The 24392-nt window shown below is 72.0% G+C and carries 26 protein-coding genes; 13 read left to right on the forward strand and 13 right to left on the reverse strand.

Going from position 1 to position 24392, the window contains the following annotated elements; all coding sequences use genetic code 11:
* From ACO03V_RS15885 to ACO03V_RS15905, 5 genes are all read left to right on the forward strand, one after another.
* The coding region (locus tag ACO03V_RS15885; protein WP_423138310.1) for a DNA/RNA endonuclease G at nucleotides 1-533 on the forward strand (533 nt) is incomplete at its 5' end.
* Nucleotides 530-1117, forward strand: coding sequence for a hypothetical protein (locus ACO03V_RS15890; RefSeq protein WP_367734511.1), 588 nt, complete (start codon nucleotides 530-532; stop codon nucleotides 1115-1117). The genes ACO03V_RS15885 and ACO03V_RS15890, both read left to right, overlap by 4 nt.
* Nucleotides 1118-1136: 19 nt before the next feature.
* Nucleotides 1137-1856 (forward strand): Asp23/Gls24 family envelope stress response protein, encoded by a 720-nt coding sequence (locus ACO03V_RS15895; protein ID WP_423138311.1) that lies wholly within the window; start codon nucleotides 1137-1139, stop codon nucleotides 1854-1856.
* A gap of 264 nt (nucleotides 1857-2120) precedes the next feature.
* Nucleotides 2121-2522 carry an ATP-dependent DNA ligase gene (locus ACO03V_RS15900; protein ID WP_367734508.1) on the forward strand — a complete coding sequence of 134 codons (402 nt, stop codon included), beginning with the start codon at nucleotides 2121-2123 and terminating at the stop codon, nucleotides 2520-2522.
* 78 nt (nucleotides 2523-2600) lie between these two features.
* Nucleotides 2601-2978, forward strand: coding sequence for a hypothetical protein (locus ACO03V_RS15905; protein ID WP_367734507.1), 378 nt, complete (start codon nucleotides 2601-2603; stop codon nucleotides 2976-2978).
* Nucleotides 2979-3380: 402 nt separating this feature from the next.
* Here ACO03V_RS15905 and ACO03V_RS15910 read toward each other — a convergent pair whose 3' ends face one another.
* From ACO03V_RS15910 to ACO03V_RS15940, 7 genes are all read right to left on the reverse strand, one after another.
* Nucleotides 3381-4415, reverse strand: a complete 1035-nt coding sequence (locus tag ACO03V_RS15910; protein ID WP_423138312.1) for an alpha/beta hydrolase family protein — start codon at nucleotides 4413-4415, stop codon at nucleotides 3381-3383.
* Nucleotides 4416-4417: 2 nt separating this feature from the next.
* A complete protein-coding gene (locus ACO03V_RS15915; RefSeq protein WP_423138313.1) occupies nucleotides 4418-5365 on the reverse strand; it encodes a DUF6545 domain-containing protein in 948 nt (315 codons plus the stop codon).
* Nucleotides 5365-5826: a hypothetical protein gene (locus tag ACO03V_RS15920; protein WP_387056407.1), complete on the reverse strand. Its 462-nt coding sequence runs from the start codon at nucleotides 5824-5826 to the stop codon at nucleotides 5365-5367. Before ACO03V_RS15920 ends, ACO03V_RS15915 begins: the two co-directional genes overlap by 1 nt.
* Before the next feature lie 4 nt (nucleotides 5827-5830).
* Nucleotides 5831-6289 (reverse strand): hypothetical protein, encoded by a 459-nt coding sequence (locus ACO03V_RS15925; protein ID WP_367734501.1) that lies wholly within the window; start codon nucleotides 6287-6289, stop codon nucleotides 5831-5833.
* A 165-nt stretch (nucleotides 6290-6454) separates the two neighbouring features.
* Nucleotides 6455-6910: a BLUF domain-containing protein gene (locus tag ACO03V_RS15930; protein WP_423138314.1), complete on the reverse strand. Its 456-nt coding sequence runs from the start codon at nucleotides 6908-6910 to the stop codon at nucleotides 6455-6457.
* Nucleotides 6911-6921: 11 nt separating this feature from the next.
* A complete protein-coding gene (locus ACO03V_RS15935) occupies nucleotides 6922-7164 on the reverse strand; it encodes a hypothetical protein (RefSeq protein ID WP_423138315.1) in 243 nt (80 codons plus the stop codon).
* Nucleotides 7165-7256: 92 nt separating this feature from the next.
* Nucleotides 7257-7646, reverse strand: a complete 390-nt coding sequence (locus ACO03V_RS15940) for an ester cyclase (protein ID WP_423138316.1) — start codon at nucleotides 7644-7646, stop codon at nucleotides 7257-7259.
* A gap of 101 nt (nucleotides 7647-7747) precedes the next feature.
* On the opposite strand from ACO03V_RS15940, the gene ACO03V_RS15945 reads away from it, so the two are divergent.
* The 4 genes from ACO03V_RS15945 (at nucleotide 7748) to ACO03V_RS15960 (ending at nucleotide 12514) form a co-directional block, all read left to right on the forward strand.
* A complete protein-coding gene (locus ACO03V_RS15945; protein WP_423138317.1) occupies nucleotides 7748-8485 on the forward strand; it encodes a ThuA domain-containing protein in 738 nt (245 codons plus the stop codon).
* Nucleotides 8482-9663: a Gfo/Idh/MocA family protein gene (locus ACO03V_RS15950; RefSeq protein WP_423138318.1), complete on the forward strand. Its 1182-nt coding sequence runs from the start codon at nucleotides 8482-8484 to the stop codon at nucleotides 9661-9663. The genes ACO03V_RS15945 and ACO03V_RS15950 overlap by 4 nt, the downstream gene beginning before the upstream one ends.
* Nucleotides 9664-9745: 82 nt before the next feature.
* Nucleotides 9746-11053, forward strand: coding sequence for a cytochrome P450 (locus ACO03V_RS15955; RefSeq protein ID WP_423138319.1), 1308 nt, complete (start codon nucleotides 9746-9748; stop codon nucleotides 11051-11053).
* A 183-nt stretch (nucleotides 11054-11236) separates the two neighbouring features.
* Entirely contained in the window at nucleotides 11237-12514 is a 1278-nt protein-coding gene (locus ACO03V_RS15960) for a glycosyltransferase family 4 protein (protein ID WP_423138320.1), read from the forward strand.
* Between the two features lie 77 nt (nucleotides 12515-12591).
* Here ACO03V_RS15960 and ACO03V_RS15965 read toward each other — a convergent pair whose 3' ends face one another.
* The 5 genes from ACO03V_RS15965 to ACO03V_RS15985 all read right to left on the reverse strand — a co-directional run bounded on the left by ACO03V_RS15965 (nucleotide 12592) and on the right by ACO03V_RS15985 (nucleotide 17794).
* The gene (locus ACO03V_RS15965; RefSeq protein ID WP_423138321.1) at nucleotides 12592-14088 is read right to left on the reverse strand and encodes an amino acid permease; all 1497 of its coding nucleotides are present in this window, start codon (nucleotides 14086-14088) and stop codon (nucleotides 12592-12594) included.
* 68 nt (nucleotides 14089-14156) lie between these two features.
* The gene (gene corA / locus ACO03V_RS15970) at nucleotides 14157-15155 is read right to left on the reverse strand and encodes a magnesium/cobalt transporter CorA (RefSeq protein WP_423138322.1); all 999 of its coding nucleotides are present in this window, start codon (nucleotides 15153-15155) and stop codon (nucleotides 14157-14159) included.
* Between the two features lie 63 nt (nucleotides 15156-15218).
* On the reverse strand, nucleotides 15219-15548 hold the full coding sequence (locus ACO03V_RS15975) for a DUF3140 domain-containing protein (protein ID WP_387056397.1): 330 nt from the start codon (nucleotides 15546-15548) through the stop codon (nucleotides 15219-15221).
* Between the two features lie 75 nt (nucleotides 15549-15623).
* Nucleotides 15624-16523: an EamA family transporter gene (locus ACO03V_RS15980; protein ID WP_367734484.1), complete on the reverse strand. Its 900-nt coding sequence runs from the start codon at nucleotides 16521-16523 to the stop codon at nucleotides 15624-15626.
* Nucleotides 16520-17794 carry a serine hydrolase domain-containing protein gene (locus tag ACO03V_RS15985; protein ID WP_423138323.1) on the reverse strand — a complete coding sequence of 425 codons (1275 nt, stop codon included), beginning with the start codon at nucleotides 17792-17794 and terminating at the stop codon, nucleotides 16520-16522. The genes ACO03V_RS15980 and ACO03V_RS15985 overlap by 4 nt, the downstream gene beginning before the upstream one ends.
* Before the next feature lie 125 nt (nucleotides 17795-17919).
* Between ACO03V_RS15985 and ACO03V_RS15990 the strand changes: the two genes are divergently transcribed.
* Together ACO03V_RS15990 and ACO03V_RS15995 are read left to right on the forward strand one after the other, a co-directional pair.
* A complete protein-coding gene (locus ACO03V_RS15990) occupies nucleotides 17920-18228 on the forward strand; it encodes a DUF2470 domain-containing protein (protein WP_423138324.1) in 309 nt (102 codons plus the stop codon).
* Nucleotides 18229-18284: 56 nt separating this feature from the next.
* The gene (locus ACO03V_RS15995; protein ID WP_367734479.1) at nucleotides 18285-18938 is read left to right on the forward strand and encodes a heme oxygenase (biliverdin-producing); all 654 of its coding nucleotides are present in this window, start codon (nucleotides 18285-18287) and stop codon (nucleotides 18936-18938) included.
* Here the strand turns inward: ACO03V_RS15995 and ACO03V_RS16000 are convergent.
* Nucleotides 18926-20302, reverse strand: a complete 1377-nt coding sequence (locus ACO03V_RS16000) for an ATP-dependent DNA helicase (RefSeq protein WP_367734478.1) — start codon at nucleotides 20300-20302, stop codon at nucleotides 18926-18928. The genes ACO03V_RS15995 and ACO03V_RS16000 overlap by 13 nt on opposite strands.
* Nucleotides 20303-20439: 137 nt before the next feature.
* Between ACO03V_RS16000 and ACO03V_RS16005 the strand changes: the two genes are divergently transcribed.
* Both ACO03V_RS16005 and ACO03V_RS16010 read left to right on the forward strand, forming a co-directional pair.
* On the forward strand, nucleotides 20440-23742 hold the full coding sequence (locus ACO03V_RS16005; RefSeq protein WP_423138325.1) for a LamG-like jellyroll fold domain-containing protein: 3303 nt from the start codon (nucleotides 20440-20442) through the stop codon (nucleotides 23740-23742).
* A 144-nt stretch (nucleotides 23743-23886) separates the two neighbouring features.
* Nucleotides 23887-24291: a MerR family transcriptional regulator gene (locus ACO03V_RS16010; protein WP_423138326.1), complete on the forward strand. Its 405-nt coding sequence runs from the start codon at nucleotides 23887-23889 to the stop codon at nucleotides 24289-24291.
* Nucleotides 24292-24392: the final 101 nt, after the last annotated feature.

Consider the following 24392-nt stretch of genomic DNA (forward strand, 5'->3'; position numbering starts at 1 on the left):
CCCGCACCGGCGCCATGCTCACCGTCGTCATCCTCCTCCTCCTCGCCCTCGCCTACGCCGGCACCGAGATCGTCCTGACCCTCACCGGCCAGAACCCCCTCCTGATCGCCCCCGGCCCCGCCCTCCAAGCCGCCGTCGACGCGCCGGACGCGCTCGCGCCCGCGGCGCTCTACGTCATCGGGGCCGGACTGGTCATCGTCGGCGTGATCGTCCTGGTGCTGGCGCTCAAGCCCGGGCGCCTGTCGCGTCACCAGATGACCTGGGGCGAGCGCGCCGTCGTCGTCGACAACGGCGTCGTGGCATCCGCTCTCGCCCAGCACCTCAGCACCGAGTCCGGCATCGCCCGCGACGACATCGTCGTGGGGGTCGCGCACCGCTCGGTCGACATCACGGTCCGCCCGCCGCTCGGCGTCCCCGTCGATCAGGCGCAGCTGCGCCGCATCGTCGAGCAGGAGATCGCCGGATACGAGCTCGTCCCCGCCGTCCGGACGCACCTCAGCGTGCGTCGCCCCGAAGACAAGGAAGCCCGATGAACGCCACGCGCCGCGGACTCAACCGCTTCATCCTCTTCATCGTCTCCGTCGCCCTCATCGCGGCGGGAGGACTGCTGCTCGCCACGGCCCTCCTCCCCGGCGGACGTGACGCCTGGACCTCCGTCGTCGGCGGGTTCCAGGGCTGGCTCGTCGGCATCGGCCGCGAGAGCGCCGGGTGGGGCGCCGTCGCCGCGATCACCGTCCTGGCGATCATCCTGATCGTCATCGCCGCCTCCGCCGTGCGCGGGCGCCGGGAGGCCCCCCTGCAGTCCGCGGGCAGCGAGAGCGCCGCGGGACGGATCACCATCACCGACGGCTTCGCGTCGCAGGCCTTGCAGAACGCCCTCGGCGAGCGCGACGAGATCCTCAGCGCCCGGATCACCTCCGGCGAGGTGGACAAGGAGTCCGTCCTGCACGTCGCCGTGACACCGCGCCAGAACACGTCGCCCCGCCAGGTGGTCGAGTACGTCGATACGCTCGTCGGCAACCTCGCCACGCTCACCGGCCGGGAGATGCGCACGTACATCTCGGTGCACTCCGGACTGCGCGCCAAGCTCGCCCGCGACAACACGAGACTGAACTGACATCCCCGAAGGAGGAGTCATGACCGACACCACCACCGCCGAGCGGGTCTCACTCGAGGAGCTCGCCGGCACCGTCGCCACGGCGGCCAGCGGCGTGGACGGGGTCCACGCGCTCGGCAACCTGCTGCAGCGCACGTCCGACGCCGTCCGCACGCGCGTGGGCCTGGCCGGCGCCGTTCCCGGCGTCAAGATCGACGACGACCGGGCCGCGGGCCTGACCGCCACGGTCTCCGTCGTTGTCGACTACCCGCACCCGCTGCGCGAGGTCGCCGACGCGATCCGCACCGAGGTGCGTGCCGCCCTCACGCCGCTCACCGCGCGCACGGTCGACGTGGACGTGGTCGTCACAGGCGTCTTCGGCCCGAACGACACCGAGCCCGACCTCGAGGCCGTCGCGGGCACCGACGAAGAGGCTCCGGATGCCGCCCCCGCAGCCCCCGCCCACGACACCGTGCCGGCCGAGGACACCGTGACCGCCGACGAGGCCGCCCGCATCGAGCCCGTGACCGCGGAGAAGGCCACAACCGACGACGAAGCCGCCGAGGCGGAGCTCGTCGACCGGGAGGCCGCGGATGCCGAGGGAGCCGGCCGCCGCGAGGACTCCTCCCCCGCCGAGATGACGGTCGAGGAGCGGGCCGACGTCGATGAGATCATCGCCGACGCCCTGGTCGACGCCGCCGCCGACATCGAGGACGCCGCCCAGCGCGCACGGGAGCAGGCGAAGACGGACGACGCCTGACATCGCTCCCCCGGGGCCCCGACCTCCGACCTTCTCCCGGTCGGACGTCGGGGCCCTCGTGTGGCTCTGATCGCCTGAGCCGCCCAGCGCAGACGGGCGTCATCCGCCGTCCGCAACCACGTGGACGGCAAGCGCAGGGTCCGCCGAAGGGGGCTTGAGTCGGATTGCCGCGCTCTGCACAGTGGAGCGCACGGTACGTTCCCGTCGGTACTGGCCCTCCGACCCCCCGGAGCACCGCACGGGCGCGGCTTCAAGGAGGCCACCATGGGTCGATTCATCTTCGAGCAGACGGTGAAGGTGGAGTTCGAGGACAGGTTGCTGTCGCATCTCGAGCACGTCATCACCTCGAAGCTGAGGCGGTCGGAGTCGTTCACGTTCTCGTGGAAGGAGGACGTCAGCGTCGGCGGAGGACGGACCACCATCTGGGTGCATCCGCAGTCCGTCCTGATGTTCAAGTTCCACGGCAGTCGTTCCCCGCGGCTGAACCCGTTATGGCTGCAGGCGCTCATGCACACGGCGAACGGCCCGCACGGACTGTACGTGGTGGCCGAGCCTCCGGCGTCGACGCGGGGAGCGGAGTCGGCGCCCCCGATGACGTTCCGCCTGGTGACGGAGGGGATGACATCGGAGGCGACGCCGGAGACGACGACATTGCATCGGCGCTGATCCTCGAACGTCCGAGGGACGGTTCGAGGCGACGGCGTTCTCGAGACCGTCGCGACCTCGTATGAGACGATTTTCTGCGTGACCGATGAACTCGAGGACTCTCCGCCCCGACGCTCGCGCGAACAGCTCCAGGCCTGGGTCGAGGAGTTCCGCGCGCAGGGGCACGTGGTTGCGGGCGACATCTCCGTCGCGCAGCAGGAGGACGCCGACGGCCGTGACACCGGCCTGGTGGTCCTGAAGCTGTCGAACGCGAACGCGGCGATCTACATGCAGCCCGTCGGCTACGACGAGCCCCTGTGGGAGGCGACGCTGACCGGCCGCCCCGACGACCTCACCCTCTCGCCCCACCACATCGCCTCGCTCGCCGCCGAGCTCGTCGTGGCCGGCAACCTGTGCTCGTACCTGCAGTGGCGGTCGCTCGAGTGGGACCGCCGGAGCGGCACCCACCGCGCCTGACGCCGCTCGTTCGCGCCGCCGCCACGGCATCCCGCCGGGGAGCTGAGCGCTGAGTTGGCGCAGATGTACGCCGCAGCGGGCGTCAGGCGTACATCTGCGGCAAGTCACGGCACCCCGGCAGGGTCGCGCGAGGTCGCGACGAAGGGCCCCGATGCGTCGGGGCCCTTCGCCGGCGGTCCGGCCGAGGCCGGTGCGCGCCGCTCTCGGTGGCAGTGCCACCGCCTTCGCTCCGCCCCCACGCGGAACGAAGGGCACAGTGCCGGCCGGGGCCGACCCTGCGGTCTTCGACGCGGGATGTCGACCTGCCCGCCATCACCCCTGTATTGGGCATGTCTAACATCCTCCGCCATCCTATCCCCGTTCACTGCGGGGAGAAAGCCGATGTCTCGCGGCGTCACACGGTCAGAGGGAATGAGCCGCCAGGAACCGGGCCGTGGCGGCGTGCCAGGAGGCGGCATCCACGTTCCACCCCGTCGTGTGCCCCCCGCCCGAGGTCACGAGCTCGGCAGCCGGGGCGCCCTCGACGAAGCGGCGCGACGAGGCCAGGGGTACGGACCAGTCCCGCGTGCCGTGATGGACGAGCACGGGATGCCGCACCTCCGAGGCCCGCGCGACGAAGTCCGCGGCATCCAGGTCGACGGGGGCGTCCAGCCCCAGGGCCCGCGGGTGACGGAGCCAGCGCGCGGCGCTCGTGGCCGCCGCCCGAGGGAGATGCGCTGCTGTGACGTTGGCCGCGAGGACGGCGCGCCAGTCGAGCACGGGCGAGTCCAGGACCATCCGGTCGATCCGCGCGGCCCAGGCCCCGTCGCCCGCCAGCCGCAGGCAGAGCTGCGCTCCCATCGACCACCCGAAGAGGACGAACCGGCGGGCACCGACCCCATCGAGGAGACGGAGCGCGTCGACGAGGTCGTCGGTCTCCGTCAGGCCGAGGTGGGACCGCCCGCGACCGAGACGGCGTCCGTCGAGCGTGTTGCGGTAAGCGGGGACGAGCGACGGCAGTCCCGCCGCGGTCGCCGCCGCCACCCCGCGCAGCGTGCCCGCCCGTGTGGACCCCAGTCCGTGCAGGTGCACCGCGACCAGCGGGGCGTCGGCGACATGGCCCACCTGCCAGGTATCCCCGGCCGGGAGGCGGTGCGTTCGCGTGCCCGCGGGGGGAGAGGGATCGACGATCCCCGTCCAGGACACCCGCGACCCGGGCGGCGGCGGAGACGAGCCCGGGGCGAGGTCCCACGTCGCCCGCCCCGCGTCGATTCGGGGGAGGCCGTGGACGCGCGCATGCCCTCCCCCGGCGACGAACAGACCCCAGTCCCCCGCGACGGTCGTCGCCGGGGTGGCATCCAGGGTCACCGTCGTCGGCGTCGAGGAGTGGACGGTCAGGGGATGCCGCCGGGGATGCGGCGGCGCGGTCAGCCGGCGCGCGACGAGGTACCCGAGCACGGTCAGGCTCCGGCGAGCAGCCGCTCCTCGGCGGTGCGCAGGAGCGCGCGCTGGTCGTCGTCGAGGGCGAAGTCGTTCCGGCCGTCCATCGCGGCGTCCCGGATCTCGATGATCCGGCGGTGCAGGCGGAGCTCGGGGTCGGCACGCGCGGGTTCGACACCGGGAGCCGGGCGGGCGGACACCGCCTCGCTCCACAGGGGGGCCAGACGGTCGACGAAGGAGCGGATCTCGCGGGATCGGCGCACCTCGGTGACCCATCGTCCGATCGGCGCGACGGCGAGCCCGCCCGCGAGGAACGCGAACGTCAGCACCTGGAAGAGGTAGTACGTGGGCCGCCACGGCTCGGCGGCGGACAGGCCGCCCGCCAGCTGCGCCACGTTCATGACGAGCACGTTCAGCGAGAGCAGCAGGACGCAGAGCGAGCCCGTGATCAGCAGGACGGCGGCGACCCTCTCCCGCCGCAGGACGGCGGAGCGCAGCGTCGCCGCCGACGCCCGCGCGAGGGCGGTGAAGACGTAGATGAAGTAGACGTACTGGGTCGACGAGTAGACGGCCGCCGCCGGGTGGTCGCCGTAGACTCGCATGAAGCTGGCCGTCGTCCCGCCCTCGTGGGGCACGAGGACGAAGGCGACCGTCGTCACCAGGATCGCCGCGGTCAGCGCCGCGCGCGCGGGCCACCCGCCCAACGACGGCTGCGCGCCCGCGCGGGAGATCCCCTTCGCGAGGTAGTGCACGCCGAACATCAGCGTGATCGCGCTGATCAGGTGGACGACGTCACGGGCGCCGAACCAGCCGTCCACGACGAAGTACAGATCGTCGTCGTTGAGCATCATCGTGACCGCGATCGTGACCGCCGCGTAGAGCACCGAGCGCTCCTTCCGCGCACGGCGGAACACGACCAGCACCCCCACCAGCGTCCACATCAGGGCGCTGACGACGAGCTCGACCATCAGCCGAACACCTCCGAGAAGGGGGTCGGCCGCTTGCGGCGCAGGGACGTGGCGAGGATGTCCGCCAGCCGCTCCGCGGCGATCTCGACGTCGTCGTTCAGGGCGTCGCGCGCGAGCGCCTTGATGACGGTGGCGTCCTCGTAGCCGGGCAGCACCGCGCCGGTCACATAGCCCGCGCCGTCGACGCGGTCGTGGAGCAGCAGCATGTGCGCGAGCTCGTGGAGGATGAACTGCTCGCGGTGCAGGGCCGACTCGCTGGCGGCGTGCAGGATGATGTCGCGGTCGTCGGCGGCGAGCCACAGCCCGCACAGCGCGTTGTCCTCGTGTGTGAGACCGGGAAGCTCGTGGATGGAGAGCGGCTTGCCCCGGGCCGCCTGCACGCGCTCGATCAGCTCGGCGAGGGTGATCCCCGGCTCGATGGCGACGGGGAGGTGCGGGGTCTCGGGCGCGATCCGGTCCATGCTGCTACCCGGCGTCGAGCTTCGCGGTGTCGGGCCGGGCGGTGCGGGCCGTCTCCTCGTCGAGGAAGCGGGTGATGGCGCCGAGCGTCTCGGGCGAGAGGTCGCCGAGCGTGCGTGCGGCGTACGAGCGGACCCGCGCGGCGCGCATCGCCCGGACGAGGTCCAGTTGCGCGGTCACGTCGTCGGGGGTGCCCGGCTCGCCGCGGAGGTATCCGTGCGGCACGCCGAAGAAGTCCGAGAGGGCGTCCAGCAGGGCGACGTCCTCGGTGTAGCGATGGCCGTTCAAGACGTAGGACCACCGCGCGCGCGACAGCGTCAGGCCGCGCGAAGTGACGAACTCGTGGATCTCCGTGAACGTGACCTCGCGCCCCGATCGCGCCTCGGCGACGTCCATGAGCGTGCGCAACCGGTTGGCCAACAGCTCCGTGGCGCGGCGGGTCTCGTCGTCGTCGCGCGGGCTCATGCGTGCCGGCCTCGCGCAGCGCGCCGCGCACGCGCGACGGCGGTGCGGGCGTGAGCGGGGGTCATCATCCCAGCAGCCTAGCGCCGACCGGGCAGAGGGATCGCCGTACGGCCCCGGCCCGGTGGCATCCATCGCCCGCGCCCCGCCGGGAAGCGCCCGCGCGTCTCAGGACGGCGGCGTCTCGGGCACTCCCTGGCGGCGCACGCGGAACCACACGGTGAGCTCGCGGACGGCACGGGCGACGGTCGACTCGTCCGCGGACTCGAGGTCGTCGAACGTGTCGCGGAAGCCCTCCGGCGCGTCCCCGGCCGGCACGCCGATGGGCTCGTAGCCCATCGTCCAGTCACCGAAGCTGCGTTCGGCGATCGGCTCGCGCAGCAGCACCCGCATGTCGGCGTGCCGGGAATCCTGGCCGATCGTCGCCATCAGGTCGTCGATGACGTCGGACGGCCCCTCCAGCACCTGGATGAAGCGCCCGCCCCGGTAGAGCAGCATCCCGGTGAGGTCGGCGGCGGAGTTGTTGGCACGGCTCTGCCGCAGCAGGTCCGACAGCGCGCTCGAGTCGAAGGGCTGGGTCGCGGTGCTGGTGTACACCACCGTCGCGAGAGCGTCCTGGGTCATCGCGTCGCCTTTCACCGGGTCTGTCGCAGCTCGAGGGGCGTCTCGGGCGGGGTGGCCTCGGAGACGGCCGACATGGCCGCCGTCAGCCCGCGGAACCGGCCCACCATGCGGGAGAACGAGTCGAAGGCGAGGAACGTGCCGTCCGACTGGCGGTCGATGTAGCCGAGGAACTCCCCTCGCCGACTGCCGACGTGGAAGCCGTCCTCGACGCGTGCCCACGTCACCCCCGTACCGGAGCGGGACGTCGCCGTCATGCCGGACCTCTCTCGCTGTCGTACGGGGACCAGCCGACGATAACGCGCGGCCCTCCCGGCTACGGGGACTTGACATGCCCCTGCGCGATCCGTCACCGCAGCTGCGCGAGCACCTGCTCGGCATCGTCGCTGCCGGATGCCTCGGCGATCCGCCCCCGCGTCAGGCGGTACATCGCGAACGTGGCGATGTTCACGCGCCGCCGGGTCGGGGCCACATGCCGGAACGTCCCCGTGTGGGTGCCGGCGCCGCGGAGATGCACCGCGAGACGGTCGTCCTCGACGACGACCTGGATACGGCGCCATCGCCAGTCCGGGAAGCCGCGGACAAGCTCGGCGTAGTCGTCGACCCAGGCGTCCGCCCCCGCCGGCAGATGGGCGCGTCGCACGCCCGGCTCGAGGAGCGCGCGCAGGTCGTCGAGGTCGTGACGGTTGAGGACGTCGAGCATCTCGGCGAACCATTCGCGCGTCTCCCACGGTTCCATCGACTCATTATCGACGGCGCGTCCGGGCGTCCGTCGGCGACGCCTGTCCGGTTCGCGCAGCGCGGCGCGAGCGCTCCGGCCCGCCGGTAGCCTGGCGCGGGATGCCGCAGGGTCGCGGCGTCCGGAACCTCGAGGGAGAGACAGTGGCACGACGGTCGGCGGTGGTCGTACGCGGCGGGTGGGATGGTCATCATCCCGTGGCCGCGACGGAGATGTTCCTGCCGTTCCTGCACGAGAACGGCTTCGACGTGCGCATCGAGGACTCCCCGCGGGTGTACGCGGACGCGGCGGTCATGGACCGCGCCGATGTCATCGTGCAGTCCCTGACGATGGGCGAGGCGGACGCGGAGAGCATCGCCGGTCTGCGGCGGGCGGTCGAGGCGGGCACCGGTCTGGCCGGGTGGCACGGCGGGATCGTGGATGCCTTCCGCGCGAGCGCGGACTACCTGCAGCTCGTGGGCGGGCAGTTCGCCGCCCACCCCGCCGCGGACCCCGGCGAGCGCGTCGGCGACGGGTCCGACTTCTTCGTCGACCACCGGTACGAGACCACCGAGCGGGGCCGTGTCCACGAGATCACCCGCGGCGTCGGGGACTTCTCCCTCCGCACCGAGCAGTACTGGGTGCTCCACGACGACGCGAACGACGTGCTGATGACGACGACGCACCCCGTCCGGGCGCACGAGCCGTGGCACCGGCCGATCGTCTCGCCCGCCGTGTGGACGCGGTCGTGGGGCGCGGGGCGGGTCTTCGTGGCCACGCCGGGGCACGACCCGGGAGTGCTGGCGGACCCGCACGTGCGGACCATCGTGGAACGGGGGCTGCTGTGGGCGGCGCGGTGACCGGGGCGCGCGACGGCGGGCGGCCGGTCGCCCGGCTCGGGCTCGTCGGCCTCGGCGTCATCAGCGAGCAGTACCTGGCGACCCTGCGCGACCACCCGGCCGTGGCCGTGGTCGCCGTCGCCGACCTCCGGGCCGACCGCGCGGCCGAGGTCGCGGCCTCCCTGCCCTCCTGCCGGGCGTGCACCCCGGAGGAGCTCCTCGCCGCCGACGACCTCGATCTCGTCGTGAACCTGACCGTCCCGGCCGCGCACGCCGACATCGCCCGCGCGGCGATCGCCGCCGGCACCGCGGTCTTCGGCGAGAAGCCGCTCGCGACGACGTTCGCCGATGCCGCGCTCGTCATGGCCGAGGCCCGGGCCGCCGGTGTGGCCGTCGGCAGTGCGCCGGACACGGTGCTGGGCACCGGCGTCCAGACCGCGCGGGCCGCGGTGGAGGCCGGGCTGATCGGCATGCCCACCGCGGCGAGCGCGACCTGGGTGTCGCCGGGCCACGAGAGGTGGCATCCGAATCCGGACTTCTATTACCTCGCCGGGGGTGGTCCCCTGTTCGACATGGGGCCGTACTACCTGACGTCGTTGGTGCACCTGCTCGGCCCCGTCGTGTCGGTGGTCGGCGAGGCCTCCCGCGGCCGCGGTCATCGGGTGATCGGCGCCGGGCCGCGCGCCGGCGAGCGCATCCCGGTCGAGATCGACACGCATGTCACGGGCGTGCTCCGGCACGCGTCGGGCGCGCTATCGACAGTCGCCTTCAGCTTCGACGCGGCGGGCTCGGCGGGCAGCCCTATCGAGGTGCACGGGGAGACCGGGTCGCTCGCCGTTCCCGATCCCAACTACTTCGACGGCACGGTCCGGCATCTCCGGGCCGGGGCCGACGCCTGGGAGGAGCTCCCGGCGTCGGCCGGGTACGTCGCCGCCGGGCGCGGGATCGGCGTGCTCGACATGATCCGGGATGCCACGGGCTCGCGCCCCGGCTCCGGGAGCGGCGCGGCCGATGGCGGCAGCGGCGCGGCGATCGTCGCCCCCGGCGGACGCGCGAGCGGCGAGATGGCGCTGCACGTGACGGAGATCATGACGGCGCTCTCCGCGTCGGCGGAGCACGGGCGGCGCGGGATGCTCGACACCACGGTCGTCGTTCCACCACTCGTGCCTCTGACCCCCGAGGAGGTCTGGCGCCGCTGACGGGGCCCGGCTCCGGTACCACACGGCCGCGCCGGTCGCCTCCCCCTCGGCCGGTCCTCCCCGACGTGGCACCGTGGCCGCCATGCCCTCACCGACGACGCTCCTCCGCGACGACTCGCTCTCGCTCCTGACCCGCGGCTACGACTTCGGCAGCCGCCTGTGGAGGCGCACGCGGCCGGGAGCCCGTGCGGTCCCGTTCCGCCTACTCGGCAAGGAGGCGCTGTTCGTGCGCGGCGCGGAGGGGGTCGAGCTGTTCTACGACGAGAGCCGCACCCGGCGGCACGGGGCGATGCCGGCGTTCATCCAGGAGTCCCTCTTCGGCCACGGGTCGGTCCACAGCCTCGACCGCGACGAGCACCGTCACCGCAAGGCCACCTTCGTCGACGTGCTGTACGACGACGACGAGGTCGGCCGCCTGCTGCCGGAGCTGGAGCGCGAGTGGCGCCGCGAGCTCGACGCCTGGGTCGAGGGTGGGGACCGCACCGCCTACGACGCCGCCGTCGGCGCGCTCGGCCGCGCGATCATGCGGTGGGCGGGCATCCCCGGCACGGACGCCGCCCGGACCCGGTGGGCCCGTCGGCAGGCGCAGATCGTCGACGGCTTCGGCGTCCCGTACTCGCCCGAGTTCCTCCTCGCGATGATCAACCGCGGCTGGTCGGACCGTCACGCGGCCCGCCTGATCGAGGCGACCCGGTCCGGGGAGCTCACCCCCGCCGGGGGCACCGCCCTGCACGCGTGGGCCCGCCACCGCGACCAGGACGGGCAGCTGCTGTCGGCCCGCCAGGCCGGGGTCGAGCTGCAGAACAGCTCCCGTCCCATGATCGCCGTCGCGCGGTTCGTCGCCTTCGCCGCCAAGGAGCTGTTCGACCGCCCCGAGTGGCGGGCGAGGATCGCCGCCGAGGCGGCCGAGACGGGTGCACTGGTGGGCGGGCCGAGCGCCACCGCCTTCGCCCAGGAGATCCGCCGCACCGCACCGTTCGTCCCGATGCTCCCGGCCTGGGCGGTCGACGACGTCGAGCTCGACGGCGAGCGCGTCGCGGCGGGAGGGCGGGTCGTGCTGGACATCCTCGGCACCGACACCGACGACCGGTCCTGGCGCGCTCCCGGGACGTTCGATCCCGACCGGTTCCGCGGCGTCGACGACTACGAGGCCATCGAGACCTTCGTCCCCCACGGCGGCGGCGACGTCGCCACGGGACACCGCTGCCCCGGCGAGAAGCTGGCGATCGCGGGACTCGCCGCGGCCGTCGCAGCGCTGAGCGACCCGCGCATCCGCATCTCCGGACGCGGGCTGCAGGTGAACCGTCGGCGGATGCCCACCAAGCCCCGCTCGGGCGGTCGCATCCGTCCGGCGGACGCCCCGTCGCGCTGCCCCTTCCACCGGGGGTAGGCGCGGCGGGACGGGTCCCCGGGCGACGTCGGCGACCGGTGCGCGCGGGTGCCGCGGACGGCGGTGTACTACGGTTCACCCCGGGAGTACGCCGCGCCCTCTCGCCATCCGGCCCGGTTCTCGGTTGAAATGGAGGGGTCGCTGTCCACGCGGCGGCACCTTCCGCCCGACCGAGGAGACGTCATGCCGAGCAGGACACCCCGCGCCACCCCCGACCTGAAGGTGGCGCTGGTGTGCGACTACTCGCTCGACTACCTCGGCGGTGCGCAGTCCGCCTTCCTCGACGAGGCGCGCATCCTCGCCGCCGACGGCGCCCGCGTGACCGTCGTCGCCCCCCGGACGAAGGCGTCCCGTCGTTCGGCCGCCGCCCACCCGGCGACCGAGAACCCCGCGATGCTCGACGTCGACGTCCGGCGCGTCCTCCCCGGGCTGGACCTGCCGCTGCTGCGGAACCGCCCCCAGCTGCGGCGCCGTCTCCGCGAGGAGTTCACCGCCCGCGGCATCCAGGTCGTCCACGTGCATTCCGAGTTCGGCCTCACCGCGGCCGCGATCGACGTCGCCCGCGAGCTGGGCCTACCCGTGGTGCACACGGTCCACACGTTCTTCTGGCAGGCGCGGATGCCGGCCGTGTTCGAGCCGATCGCGGCGCTCATCACCCGCACCTTCGCCCGGTGCGTCCGCTCGCACCCGGTGTCGGGCACCGCCCTCGCTCCGTCGGCTACCGACTCCGCCCTCCGCGGCATGACGCTCTCGACCGCGGAACGGGCGGACGTGGTCGTCTCCCCCTCCGCGCATCAGGCCGACCGTCTCCGGGCGGCCGGCGTGCGCCGCGTCGCGGTGATCCCCAACGCCGCGCCGGAGGCGACGCAGGCGGAGCCCCTCACGTCCGTCGAGGGACCCGTGCGGCTCGTCTGGGTCGGACGGCTGGCGCCGGAGAAGCGCGTGCTCGAGTTCGTGCGCGCGGCCCGGACGGCCCAGGCGCTCCTCCGCCCCGGCGCCCTCTCGATCGAGATCATCGGCGACGGCCCGCTGCGGCGTGCCGTGGAGGACGCCGCCGACCCCGCCGGTCCCGAGCCGCGTCCCGACATCCTCGTCACCGGTCGGCTGTCGCGCGACGAGGTGCGCGCGCGTGTCCGCCGCGCCCATCTCGTGGCGCTGACCTCGCTCGGCTTCGACAATCAGCCGGTGGTCGTCGTCGAGGCCTTCACGGAGGCCCGGTCGGTCGTCTACGTGGACGCCGACCTCCGCGAGGGGCTGTCCGAGGGCGGCATCCTCGTCCCCTCGGACGTCCCGGGCATGGCGGAGGCGCTCGTGCGGCTCGTGCGGCAGCCGTCCGACATCGTCGACGCCTCCCGTCGCGCCCACCGCGCGGCCGCCGTCTTCTCGCCCGCCCATCACGCCGAGCTCCTGCGTCGCGTCTATGCCGACGCGGGTGCTCCGGTGGCGGCACCGGCGCGCTGACCGGCCCGCGGGGCGGGACAGGACACGGGATGCCACCGCGGTGGCATCCCTTCCCTCCCGACCGGCGCGGGTGAGGACTAGTCCCTGCGATACGGGCTCGGCACCACCGGAAGAGTCCCGGTGTAGCCGTCGCGCTCGGCCGCGAGCGCCGCGATCCTCGACCGGCACGCGAACCAGCCGGCGGCGATGAGAAGGCTGGCCACAACCGTCACGATGAGCGTCGCCGGCGAGTCGATGAACACGAGCACCAGGACCGCGGCGAGGAAGACGAGCGTCAGATAGCCGGTGTACGGCGAGCCGATCATGCGGAACGACGGCCGCTCCAGCTCTCCGCGGTCGGCGAGCTGCTTCAGGCGCAGCTGGCACAGCACGATGGTGGCCCACGTGACCACGATGCCGACCGATGCGACGCTGAGGACGATCTCGAACGCCTCCTCGGGGACGAGGTAGTTCAGCGGCACACCGAGGAGTGCGACGGCGGCGGTGATCGCGATGCCGCCGTAAGGGACGCCCGCCTTGTTCATCCGGCCGGCGAAGCGCGGGGCCGACCCGGACACGGACATCGACCGGAGGATCCGCCCCGTCGAGTAGAGGCCGGCGTTGAGCGAGGAGAGCGCGGCCGTCAGCACGACGAGGTTCATGACCACGTCGGCGCCCTCGACGCCGATCGACGCGAAGAACGTGACGAAGGGACTCTCCCCCGCCGAGTAGGCGGTGTACGGCAGCAGCAGCGACAGGAGCAGCACCGACCCGACGTAGAACACCGCGACGCGGAGGACCACCGAGTTGATCGCGCGCGGGAGGACCTTCTCGGGGTTCTTCGTCTCGCCGGCCGCCGTGCCGATCAGCTCGATCGAGGCGTAGGCGAAGACCACGCCCTGCATGAGGAGGATGGCCGGCAGCAGCCCGGCGGGGAAGAACCCGCCGTTGTCGGCGATGAGCGAGAAGCCGGTCGGGGAGCCGGAGGGCGTCCCGAACACGACGAAGTAGATGCCGACCGCGAGGAAGACCACCAGCGCCGCGACCTTGATGAGCGCAAACCAGAACTCGAGCTCGCCGAACACCTTGACCGAGACGAGGTTGACGCCCAGCACGAGCACGAGCGCCAGCAGGGCCCACACCCACTGCGGGACCGCAGCGATGAAGGGCACGTAGGCACCGAAGAACCGCATGTACAGCGCGGCGGCCGTGATGTCGACGATCGTCGTCGTCGCCCAGTTGATCCAGTAGAACCAGCCCGAGACGAAGGCCGCCTTCTCGCCGAAGAACTCGCGGGCGTAGGACACGAACGACCCCGAGGTCGGCCGGTGCAGGACCAGTTCGCCCAGTGCGCGCAGGATAAAGAACGCGAAGAGACCGCACACCGCGTACGCGACGACGATCGCCGGGCCCGCCGCGGCGAGCCGCCCGCCGGCGCCGAGGAACAGGCCGGTGCCGATCGCCCCGCCGATGGCGATCATCTGCACCTGCCGCGAGGTCAGGCGCTTGTGGTAGCCGGCGTCCTCGAGCGGAGGGGCGGGCGAGGTGTGCGGGGTGCCGGCGTCCGGACGGGCGTTCTCGGGGGTCGTGCTCACCCCCCTATCTTTCGCGGAGGAGGCCCGGATGCGCCAATTCTTCACCCGCGCGCGGCGCGGCCCGTTTCTCAGAGCCAGCGCTTCAGCTTGAACACCGCCCACAGCGTCACCGACGTCACGAGCATGAGCGCCAGCGCGAACGGGTAGCCGTATGCCCAGTGCAGCTCGGGCATGTCGTCGAAGTTCATGCCGTAGATGCCGCCGATCAGCGTCGGACCGAACAGGATGGCGGCCCATCCCGAGATCTTCTTGACCTGGTCGTTCTGCTTCAGCGAGGTCTCGGTCTGGCGCTGGGTGACGAGCGTCGCGTTCACGGTCAGGGCGTTGTCGAGGATCGCGCGCATCGAGGCGAGCTTCTCGGACACCCGGATGACATGGTCGAGGACGTCCCGCAACGACCGCTTCACCTCGATGTCGACGTCGTACTTGTCCGCGCCGCGCAGCAGCGACTCGAGCATGTCCCGCAGCGGATCGCCCGCCCGCTGCAGATGGATGACCTCGCGCGAGAGCCGGTAGATGCGTTGCGACAGCTCCACGCCGTCCGCCCCGAACAACGCGTCCTCCATCTCGTCGATGTCGTTCTGCAGACCGCGGGCCACCGGGTCGTACCCGTCGACGACCTCGTCGAGGATGGCGTAGAGCACGGCCTGCGGGCCCTGCGCGAGGAGATCGGGCTGTCCCTCCAGCCGCTTCCGCACGTGCGAGAGGTCCGGCACCTCGGCGTGCCGGACGGTCACCACGTAGTCGGTGCCGACGAAGACATGCAGCTCCCCGAACTCGATGGCGTCCTCCGCCTCGACGTACCGCGCCGGACGCAGCACGACGAACAGGTCGTCGCCGTAGCGCTCCAGCTTGGGGCGCTGATGCCCCGACAGGGCGTCCTCCACCGCCAGCGGATGCAGCGAGAACTCCGCCGCGACGCGCTCGAGCTCGTCCGCGGACGGCCGGAGCAGGCCGATCCAGCCCGTCCCCCCGTGCTCGCGCATGTACTCGAACGTCTGGTCCAGGCTCGTCGGGTTGTCGATCCGGTGACCGCCGACGTACACGGCGCTGTCGATGATGGCCATGCTTACGTTCTACCGCGCCCCGGGAGCGCCGGATGCCACCGCCCCCGCATCACAGCGAACCCGTCACTTCTCGGGGTCGTTGCCCCAGTTCATCAGCGAGTACCGCCAGTCGGTGTCGTGGATGTCGCCCTTCGGCTTCTGCGCGCTGTGGCGCTTGACGTAGCCGACGACCTTGCGCATGTGCTTCAGGTCGTCGTCGGTCAGGTCGGCCTTCTTCTTCTCGAGGATGCGGACGATGTGCCGCCCGCTCTCGTGACCGGTCGACTCGCCCCCGTCCTTCTTCTGGCCGACCGACTTCGACTCGTCGGTGTCGAGCCACTTCTTCAGCTCGCTCGCCGTCATGTTGACGGCCTCGTCGAAGTCCTTGCGGGTCTGGTCGTCGTCATCGCTCATGCCGACATCCTCGCCGGGGCCCCCGTCGCGCCCCGTCCCCTTGCGCGGGCCGCGACGCCGTGGCATCGGGTGTCCTCAGCCGAGCGGCTCGGCCAGGGGCTCGTCCGGCTCCGTGGTCCGCGCGGGCCGTCGGGCGGCCGCGCCCACCGCACCGATGCTCGCGGCGATGACGAGGGCGATGCCGCCGATCTCGAGCCAGGCGAGGTGCTGTCCCAGCAGGAGGAAGCCCGCCAGGGAGGCGGTGGCCGGGCCGAGGCTCATGAGGATGGCGAAGGCCGCGGCGGGGAGCCGACGCAGGGCGATGAGCTCGAGGGCGTACGGGACGGTGGACGACAGCAGCGCCACCGCCGCCCCGAGCGCGAGGATGTCGACGCGCAGCAGGGCGTCCTGCGCCTGCGCGACACCGAACGGCAGCGCGAGGACCGCGCCCACCGCCATCGCAAGGGCCAGACCGTCCAGACGGGGGAACTGACGCCCCACCCGCGCCGAGGCCAGGATGTACAGCGCCCAGCTGACGGCCGCCCCGAGCGCGAACAGGACGCCGACGGCATCCAACCGGTCCCATCCGCCCGCGCCGAGCGCGACGACTCCGGCGAGCGCGAGACCGGCCCACAGCCAGCGCGCCGCCCCGGTGGCCGTGATGATCGAGAGCGTCAGCGGGCCGAGGACCTCGATCGTGACGGTGACCCCGAGCGGAAGCCTCTCCAGAGCGAGGTAGAAGAGCCCGTTCATGGATGCCAGGACGACACCGAACCACACCACGGATCGCCACGACGCCGCCGAGTGGCCGCGCAGCCGGGGGCGGGCGATCAGCAGAAGGAGCAGGGCCGAGAAGAGCAGGCGGAGCATGACGATGCCCAGCGGTCCCGTGTCGGGGAAGAGGAGGACGGCGAAAGACGCGCCGACCTCCTGGCACGCCAGGCCGACGAGGACCAGCAGGGCGGCCGAGCCGGATCCGCCGCGAGCGGCGCTCACCCCGCGGGCGGGGCGCAGATCGCGTTGCCGTTGATGGCGTCGCGCTGCTGCTGGGCCGTCCAGGGCAGGCCGGCCTCGGGCACGGTCTGCCCGTCCGCGGCCGGCGCCTTGGAGGCGATCGCCGCGAGCTCCCACGCGAGCCAGGCGCCGACCCGGGGGGTGGCGCCGGAGTTGTTGAGCACGACCGCGACCGACATCCCCGTCGCGGGATCGGCGAATGCACCGGTGATGTAGCCCGGGGTCGAGCCGAACTGCCCGATGAGCGAGCCGGCCTGGTACGCCCCGCCGGACGTGGTGAACCACGTCGGCTCCTCGGGTCCGACGGGCAGGGGGCGCGCGAACCGTCCGGCGTCCTCGTCCACGAGGGCGCCCGTGGCGAGGGCCTGCGCGTAGCGACCCAGGTCGGTGATCGTCGAGACCGCGCCCGAGTCCGCGCCGCCGAAGCTGGCGGACGCCACGGTGACCTCGCCGGGGTCGGTGCAGTTCCAGACGCCCTCGGCGTTCGGCATGGACCAGTAGCCCTGCAGCGAGGCGCCGACGGACGGTGCGGACGCGACGGCGTTCGGCAGGGAGGTGGCCGAGAGACCGAGGCGGCCGGAGACGCGCTCGGCGACGAGGTCGTTGATCGACTCGCCCGTCGCGCGCTCGAGCGCGAGGCCGAGCAGGATGTAACCGGTGTCCGAGTCCGCCCAGGCGACGCCCGGGTCGTTGACGCGCGGGCTGGCGATGCCGAAGGCCATCAGCTCGCGCGGGTTCCACTCGCGGTCGGGGTTGCGCAGCCAGGAGGCCTGCAGCACGGAGGCGTAGGAGCCGAGGCCGGAGGTGCCGTCGCAGAGCTGTCGGAGGGTGATCGCGTCGTATCCGGGCAGTCCGCTGACCCACGTCGTGACGCTGTCGTCGAGACCGACGGTGCCGTCGGCGGCGACCTGGTACAGCACGTCGCAGGTCATCGCGCGCGTGACGTCCGAGACGCGGAAGCTCATGTCGGTCGAGACCTCGCCGCCGCCGGGTCCCTGCGTCCCGAGACCGGTGACCCAGGTGCCGCTCCACGGCGCCCACACGCCGACGATGGCCCCGGTCGACCCCGTCGCGATCATGGCGGAGGTCACGGCGTCCTGCAGCTGGGCGATCGTGTCGTCCGGCAGAGCACGGTCGACCTGCGCCGGCACGTCGACCGGCACCGAGGTCGGTCCGGTGCAGCCGCTTAGCACGGTCGTCAGGGCCGCGACCCCGGCGAGAGCGATGGCTGCGGAACGACGCCACCCGCGCATGTGCACCCCCGATATCCGGCGCTCGACGAAACGCGCGCCCATCGATTCAAACACACGCCGCTCACCCCGGCCGTAGGGTGTAAGGCCCCGCCCGGTCACGTCTGCATCACATCTAGGCTGACCGCATGCCGCACACCTTCGACGACGAGGCGGTCCGTGCCGTCCTGGCGCACATGAACTCCGACCACGTCGAGGACAACATCCTCATCGCCCGGGCTTTCGGACCGGATGCCACCGCCTCCGGCGCCACGATGACCGGGTTCGACGGCGACGGGGCCGACTGGTCCGTCGCCGGCCACGACGGCGCGCCCTTCCCGCTGCGGGTGGCGTGGCCGGGCGGACCCATCGAGGATCGACGGGCCGTCCGTCGCGAGGTCGTGGCCCTGTACGAGCAGGCGTGCGACCGCCTCGGCGTGGAGCAGCGACCCCACTGAGAATCGAGGGCGAATTGGGGGTTAGGTTCACCTAACCGTTTGCGTATGATGGCCGCATGAACGCCGTCGTCCCGTTCTCCTCCGCTCTCCGCGAGCGCTCGAGCAGCGCGCACTCCTCGAGCGAGCACGCGGGGTTCATGGCCGATCTCATCAACGGCTCCGGCACCCGCGAGGACTACGTCGCGCTCGTGACGCAGCACTGGTTCATCTACGAGGCGCTGGAGGCCGCGACCGAGCGCATGCGGGCGGACCCGGTGGCATCCGTCTTCATCAGCGACAAGCTCACCCGCCTGCCGGCCCTCGAGGCCGACCTCGCGTTCCTCATCGGACCCGACTGGCGCGACCGGGTCGCGCCGCTGCCGACGACGCAGGCCTACGTCTCGCGGATCCGCCGCGTCGCCGCCACCTGGCCGGGGGGCTTCGTCGCGCACCACTACACGCGCTACCTCGGCGACCTGTCCGGCGGCATCTTCATCGGACGCCTCATGCAGCGGCGGTTCGGGTTCGACACGAACGGCATCGGCTTCTACCTGTTCCATGACATCGCCGACCCCAAGGCCTTCAAGTGCGTCTACCGGGAGCAGCTCGACGCGGCGCCGTGGGACGATGCCGAGAAGGAGCGGGTCATCGACGAGGTGCTCGTGGCCTACCGGTTCAACACCGAGCTGTTCGAGGACCTCGCGCGCGCGAAGGCGTCTCAGGTCGCCTGAGCCGCGGCCTGGCGCGCGGTCCACGCCTGCTTCATGAAGCGGCGCACGTCCTCGTCGACGCGGATGTCGCTCGGCCGCAGCGGGCGCGACAGATACAGGCCCTCCAGTGATGTCAGACGACTGAGCGCCACGTAGGTCTGACCGGGGGCGAACGCCCCCGCGCCGAGGTCGACGACGGCGCGGTCGTAGGTCTTGCCCTGCGACTTGTGGATGGTCACGGCCCACGCCAGGCGGAGAGGGAACTGCGTGAACTCGGCGACGATCTCGCGCGAGAGGTTCTTCGTGCCCGGGTCGTAGGCGTAGCGGTACCTCTCCCAGACGGCGGGCTCGACGTCGTGCTCGACGCCGTCGACCTCGACGCGCACGGCGCCGCCGGCGATCCGGGTGACGGTGCCGATCGTGCCGTTGACCCACCGCGCGACCTCGCCGAACTGGGCGCTGTCGTTCCGCAGGAACATCACCTGCGCGCCCACCTTCAGGGTGAGCTCCAGCTCGGCGGGATAGTTCGCCTCGCCCCGGCCGAAGTCGCCGGAGATCTCCGCGTTGGCGGTCTGCGTGCGACCGACGAGTTCGTTCAGGTGGCGCCGGTTGATCTCGTTGACGCGGTCGTTCCGGGTGGCGAGCGTGATCACCGGATGCTCGCCGTCCGCGGGGTCGGGCGGCGTGCGGGCCCCGGCCGCGTTCAGCACGCCGGCCATGTCCGCCGTCACGCGCCCGTATCGCACGGCGTTCAGGAGCGCCTTGAACGCGGGGTCGGACTGCCGGTGGATCTCGACGAGCTCGTTGACGTGCAGGTCCGCGCCGTGGCGCCCGATGTCGATCAGTCCGTCGCCTCCCGCGTCGCCGGACCAGACCTTGGCGTCGAAGAACCAGAACGAGCGGTAGTGGTCGCGGATGTACCGCATCTCGTCGCCGCGCGGCGGGACGGGCGCCAGCTGGTACGGATCGCCGAACATGACGATCTGCGTTCCCCCGAACGGCTCCGCGCGCCGGCCACGGGCCTGACGGAGGGAGCGGTCGATGGCATCCATCAGGTCGGCGTTGACCATGGAGATCTCGTCGATAACGAGGGTGTCGATCGCGTTGAGGATCTTGCGGGTGGCGTCGTTCTGCTCGATGTCGCCGTTCGCGATGAGCCCGATGGGCAGCCGGAACAGCGAGTGGATCGTCTGCCCCTCGACGTTCAGGGCGGCGACGCCGGTCGGGGCGCACACCGCGATCTGCTTCTTCGTGTTCCAGGCCAGATGCTGCAGCAGCGTCGACTTGCCGGTGCCGGCCCGCCCCGTGACGAACACGTGCTCGCGCGTGTCCTCGATCAGCCGGAACAGCGCCTGCTGCTCGGCGGAGAGGGTGGGCGTGCTCACCGATTCATGGTAGTTCGCGCAGCCCGCTCCGCGGGGAGGTGGGGAGAGTCGCCGGTCTGGACGAGCGCCCGTCCACGGGTTACTGTGAGCGGTAACACGCCGCACGACGACGAGCGGCGCCTCGATGGAGAGAGAATATGCGCCGAGCTTCCGCGAGCCGTTCGACGACGCCTGCCGCACCCGTCTCGCCCCCGGCTTCGCGCCGCACCCGCCTGAGCCGCACCACCTGGGGCGTCACCGCGGCGGCGGCCCTGTGCGCGAGCCTCCTCAGTCCTGGCGTCGCGACCGCCGCCGGGCCCGAGGACGCCCTCATCGCCGACTTCACCTTCGACAGCGGCACGACCAGCTTCACCGGCGCGGGCGCCACTGCCACCACGCAGGGCACCGCGCGACTCGTCCCCGGCGTCTCGGGCAACGCGGCGCAGCTGAGCAGCGGGTTCTGGCTGAACGTCACGAAGAACGGCGGCTCGCCCCTGCTCGCCGGCGTGAACGACGTCACCATCTCCTACGACAGCAAGCCCGACGCCGCCGGCAACACCGGGTGGACGGTCTTCGCCGCCCGCAGCGCGGCGCGGCAGGAGTTCGCGCAGGAGCACTATCTCGGCTACCTCGACCGGACAACCGGCGTCACCGTCGAGCGCTACGACAACGCGGGCTCCCGGAACACGGCGGGCAACCTCGTCTCGACCGCGTACGCCACCGAGTGGAAGCACGTCGACCTCGTCATCTCCGGCGCGACCGCACGCCTGTTCGTCGACAAGAAGCTGGTGTCGACCAACACGTCGGGGCCCGCCCTGTCGCAGATCCTCGGCTCGTCGGGCGGTGTGCTGCAGATCGGCAAGGCCAACTGGGGCGGCGGGGAGTACTTCTCCGGCCTGCTCGACAACCTGCGCATCTACAACCGCGCCCTGACCCCCGCCGAGCTCGGACTGCCCGGTGTGCCGAGCGACGCGGCATCCGCCCTCGCCGTGCCCGCGCGCATCTCCGGCGACCTGCCCTCGTCCGTGCTCGGCAACGCCGTCACGTGGTCGGCGACCGGCCCCGGCGCGTCGCTCGTCTCCGCGGACGGTCGCATCGCACGGCCGTCCTCGGGTCCCGTCGCGGTCGAACTGACCGCCCGGATTGCGGGCGTTGCACAGCCGGTCACGGCGTCGGCGCAGATCCTCGACGCCGGCGGCGACATCGCCACCTACGTCAAGAAGGTCACGACGACCGGGGGCGTCAAGGACGACCCCCTCGCCTACGACGACGACCGGCGGGCCGACGCGCTCTACGTCTCGGCCCGGCCCGCCGGCGCCACGGCGTGGGAGCCGCTGAACCGCGCGCAGGCGATCCTGTACGCGACGTGGAGCGGCACGCAATCCGCGAACCCCCACGCCCAGCTCGGGTCGCCGACGCTGGTGCGCTTCGCCGACGGCTCGCTCGGCGCCGTGGCCGCGCAGAACAACGCCACCGACTCCGTGTACGTGTGGGACGCACCCGACGGTGCCACCTTCCGCAACCAGCGCACGGTCAGGATCGCCGCAGACGGGTCGGTGGTCCGCGATCCCCGCATCGAGTACGACGCCGCGAGCAGGAGATACAAGGCGTTCTGGACGGACGAGCTGACGGGAGAGGGCCGCGTCGCCCAGCTCGACGGCCTCACCGGCTCGAGCACCCCCGGTTCCCCCACCCGGGCCGACATCCGCACCCTCGGCGTCAGCGGAACGGGACTTCCCGGCTTCACCGCTCAGAACGAGGCGAGCACCTTCAGCCTGTCCAGAACGGAGTTCGACGTCTTCTACAAGAACTACGTGGACCTGCAGAACACCGGGGTCCGCGCCCTCGCGGACGTCCCCGTCGAGAACGGCCGGAAGGTGGATGCCGGCACCCTCCCGTCATCCGTCACCCTCGACTACAACGACGGCTCCACCAAGAGCCTGCCGGTGCAGTGGGATGCCGAGGACCTGGCCGCCGTCGACCCGCGGACGCCTGGTGTGTACGAGGTGTCCGGCACGGTCCAGCAGACCGCCGAGGAGATGGTCAACGACGCCCGCGCCGACCCGCATCTCTTCTTCAACGAGGACGACGCGCACTGGTACCTGACGGGGTCGCACTACTCGATCCCCTCGAACGCGCCCGACGACCAGCTCATCGACGCCAACGCCTACCGCAAGATCGGCCTCAAGCGCGCGACCACCATCGCCGGTCTCGCGGACGCGCCCGAGCAGATCGTCATCGACCCCGACAGCGGCACGCCCGGGAAGCAGAGCCAGTACCCCAACACCTTCTACGGGTGGGGCGGGTACATCTGGGCGCAGGAGTTCCACAAGATCAACGGTCAGTGGTGGATCGTCGCCGGCATGAACCGGGGCTATGCGCCCACCAACGGCTGGTGCGACAACACCGTGCTCATCCCCTATATCGGCAGCGAGGAGTCGCTGCGCGACGGGGGACTGGTGAACCAGGAGAACTGGGGGGAGCCGACCATCCTCGAGGGCGCCGCCTTCGACGTCTCCTACCTCGAGCGCGTGGAGAACGGCGTCACGCAGGGCTACTGGGTCATGCCCAACGGCGGACGGCTGCTCATCGGCACGGCGAAGATGGGCCCGGAGGGCACGGTTCCGCTCCTCGAGGGCGGGCTGAGCGAGGTGTACGCGATCAGCCAGCCGTGGGAGTACGGCAAGCAGGCGCCGACCCCGTCCGACAGCGACGAAGGCGCCGACCAGGGTGTCGTCGAGGCTCCGTTCATGATCGAGCAGGGTGACAACATCTACCTCACCTACTCCGGGGGAACGGTCGACAAGTACTACGACCTGGGGATGCTGCGAGCGAAGAAGGACGCGGACCTGAAGAACCCCGCCAGCTGGACCCGCGTCCCGTCGCCCGTCCTCACCACGAACGACACCTCCACCGGCCGCATCGGCGGTCAGGGGCAGGGCGGGCCGGGACACAACTCCTTCGCCGTGGACCCAGCGGGCAACCTCGTGCTGGCCTATCACGCGCGCCCCTACCCGGAGCCGCACACCGGTCCCGCCGCGGGCGGTCTGTTCGACCCCGACCGCAACAGCTGGTTCAAGGCCGTGAACGTCCGCGCCAACGGGATGCTCGACCTGTCGCTCACGTCCCAGCAGGAGGTCGCTCCGGCCAACCGCACCGTGACCGCCCGCGTCGTCGTGGCCCCCGCACCGGCAACGGTGCAGGCGACCGTGGTGCCGCGGTGCACGGCCGGCCGGGTGACCCTGGTCGTGACGGTCCGCAACACCGGCACGGCTCCGGTGAGTGGGACGATCACGAGCCCGTACGGCTCGAGCGCCTTCAGTGATCTCGCCGCCGGACGGTCCGTGTCGAAGGCCATCTCCGCCCGCACCGCGTCGGTCGCCGCGGGGTCCGTGACGGTCGGCGTCCAGGGCTCGTCCACGCCGACGACGGCCGACTACCGCGCACTCAGCTGTCGATGACCGCCCCGGCGCGATGGAATCCCGACGGTCGCTCCGCGTCATCATCCACGAGGGGGCGGCCCCCCGCGGTCGCGGGAGAAGAAAGCGCGGTGGCGGGGGGGCGGAGCAAGACCGCGCGTCGGACGACGCTGACAGAATGCAGGAATGCGCGTCGGTGACGCCGCTCATGAGGTGGACTCGGCCCCGCACGTCCTGCGGCACTGGGAGAGCGTCGGGGTGATCCGCCCCGAGCGGGACCCCTCCGGACGCCGCGCGTACGGCCCGCAGGACATCGTCAAGCTCCGTATCGTCCGCGCCTGCCAGCGCCTGGGCATCAGCCTCTCCGACATCCGGACCGTCATCCGAGGGACCAGACCCGAGCGGAAGGCGGTCGTCGAGCAGCAGCTCGCCTGGATCGAGGAGCAGCGGCGACAGCTGGATGCCGCGGAGGAGTTCCTGTCGCACGTCGTGAATTGCAGCGCCGCCGACGTGACGCGATGCGATGGATGGCGGCGCTACGCGGGACTGCCCCCACTGCACGAGCACCATGCCGGAGAGAACCGACCGTAGACGAGTCCGGGGTCAGGACGCGAAGCGCAACCCTGTCCTGTTTCGGCAACGTTAATTCCCGCCCGGAAGCTCCTGCTCGGGCGCCCTCCCGCGCGCCGACG

It is taken from the genome of Microbacterium sp. HMH0099 (assembly GCF_049384025.1).
Lineage (GTDB): Bacteria > Actinomycetota > Actinomycetes > Actinomycetales > Microbacteriaceae > Microbacterium.

Bases quoted from the DNA above. Each gene is read 5' to 3' on its own strand.
- ACO03V_RS15920 (WP_387056407.1), bottom strand. From the start codon at position 5,826: ATGGACCGGATCGCGCCCGAGACCCCGCACCTCCCCGTCGCCATCGAG.
- ACO03V_RS15995 (WP_367734479.1), top strand. From the start codon at position 18,285: ATGAACGCCGTCGTCCCGTTCTCCTCCGCTCTCCGCGAGCGCTCGAGC.
- ACO03V_RS15990 (WP_423138324.1), top strand. From the start codon at position 17,920: ATGCCGCACACCTTCGACGACGAGGCGGTCCGTGCCGTCCTGGCGCAC.
- corA (WP_423138322.1), bottom strand. From the start codon at position 15,155: ATGGCCATCATCGACAGCGCCGTGTACGTCGGCGGTCACCGGATCGAC.
- ACO03V_RS15975 (WP_387056397.1), bottom strand. From the start codon at position 15,548: ATGAGCGATGACGACGACCAGACCCGCAAGGACTTCGACGAGGCCGTC.
- ACO03V_RS15955 (WP_423138319.1), top strand. From the start codon at position 9,746: ATGCCCTCACCGACGACGCTCCTCCGCGACGACTCGCTCTCGCTCCTG.
- ACO03V_RS16005 (WP_423138325.1), top strand. From the start codon at position 20,440: ATGCGCCGAGCTTCCGCGAGCCGTTCGACGACGCCTGCCGCACCCGTC.
- ACO03V_RS15915 (WP_423138313.1), bottom strand. From the start codon at position 5,365: ATGGTCGAGCTCGTCGTCAGCGCCCTGATGTGGACGCTGGTGGGGGTG.
- ACO03V_RS15985 (WP_423138323.1), bottom strand. From the start codon at position 17,794: ATGCGCGGGTGGCGTCGTTCCGCAGCCATCGCTCTCGCCGGGGTCGCG.
- ACO03V_RS15925 (WP_367734501.1), bottom strand. From the start codon at position 6,289: ATGAGCCCGCGCGACGACGACGAGACCCGCCGCGCCACGGAGCTGTTG.
- ACO03V_RS15900 (WP_367734508.1), top strand. From the start codon at position 2,121: ATGGGTCGATTCATCTTCGAGCAGACGGTGAAGGTGGAGTTCGAGGAC.
- ACO03V_RS15935 (WP_423138315.1), bottom strand. From the start codon at position 7,164: ATGACGGCGACGTCCCGCTCCGGTACGGGGGTGACGTGGGCACGCGTC.
- ACO03V_RS15930 (WP_423138314.1), bottom strand. From the start codon at position 6,910: ATGACCCAGGACGCTCTCGCGACGGTGGTGTACACCAGCACCGCGACC.
- ACO03V_RS15890 (WP_367734511.1), top strand. From the start codon at position 530: ATGAACGCCACGCGCCGCGGACTCAACCGCTTCATCCTCTTCATCGTC.
- ACO03V_RS15940 (WP_423138316.1), bottom strand. From the start codon at position 7,646: ATGGAACCGTGGGAGACGCGCGAATGGTTCGCCGAGATGCTCGACGTC.
- ACO03V_RS15895 (WP_423138311.1), top strand. From the start codon at position 1,137: ATGACCGACACCACCACCGCCGAGCGGGTCTCACTCGAGGAGCTCGCC.
- ACO03V_RS15960 (WP_423138320.1), top strand. From the start codon at position 11,237: ATGCCGAGCAGGACACCCCGCGCCACCCCCGACCTGAAGGTGGCGCTG.
- ACO03V_RS15945 (WP_423138317.1), top strand. From the start codon at position 7,748: ATGCCGCAGGGTCGCGGCGTCCGGAACCTCGAGGGAGAGACAGTGGCA.
- ACO03V_RS16010 (WP_423138326.1), top strand. From the start codon at position 23,887: ATGCGCGTCGGTGACGCCGCTCATGAGGTGGACTCGGCCCCGCACGTC.